Source organism: Pantoea sp. Tr-811 (genome assembly GCF_011752535.1).
Taxonomy (GTDB): Bacteria; Pseudomonadota; Gammaproteobacteria; order Pseudomonadales; family Pseudomonadaceae; genus Aquipseudomonas.
This window is the reverse complement of sequence record NZ_VWXJ01000061.1, coordinates 1-720: the sequence shown is the minus strand read 5'-3', so window position 1 is coordinate 720 and position 720 is coordinate 1. Positions and strand designations below refer to the sequence as shown.

Sequence of the window (720 nt, the reverse complement as noted above, 5' to 3'; positions counted from 1 at the left end):
ACGAAGATGATCAGGTTGTAGATGCCGTGGGAAATCAGCATGTCTTCCATTGTCGTGCTCCTTAGCCGTTCTTGCGCACGACCTGGCCATCGCGGCACATCAGGCACGCGGCGACGATGTCGTCTTCGAGGTTGATGACCAGCGCGCCGTCCTTGTCGAACAGCAGCTTCATGAAGTCCAGCAGGTTGCGCGCATACAGGGCCGAGGCATCGGCGCCCACCTGCGCGGGCAGGTTGGTTGGGCCGACGATGGTCACGCCGTTGTGCTGCACCACCTGGTCGGCGACGGTCAGCGGGCAGTTGCCGCCCTGGGCTGCGGCGAGGTCGATGACCACCGAACCTGGCTTCATCTGCGCCACGGTTTCGGCGCTGAGCAGGGTCGGTGCCTTGCGGCCTGGAATCAGCGCGGTGGTGATGACGATATCGGCCTGCTTGGCGCGCTCGTGCACGGCCTGGGCCTGGCGTTGCATCCAGCTGGCGGGCATTGGCCGGGCATAGCCGCCGACGCCTTCGGCGCATTCGCGCTCTTCGTCCGTCTCGTAGGGCACGTCGATGAACTTGGCGCCCAGCGACTCGATCTGCTCCTTCACCGCCGGGCGTACGTCGGACGCCTCGATCACTGCACCCAGGCGCTTGGCCGTGGCAATGGCCTGCAGGCCGGCAACACCCGCCCCCAGAATCAACACGCGCGCGGCTTTGACGGTGCCGGCGGCGGTCATCA

At 66.0% G+C, this 720-nt stretch carries 1 pseudogene; it reads right to left on the bottom strand.

The window, feature by feature from the left end:
• Positions 1–61: 61 nt before the first annotated feature.
• Positions 62–720: pseudogene (gene pntA, locus F3J44_RS29405) on the bottom strand (NAD(P)(+) transhydrogenase (Re/Si-specific) subunit alpha); the annotation flags it as partial.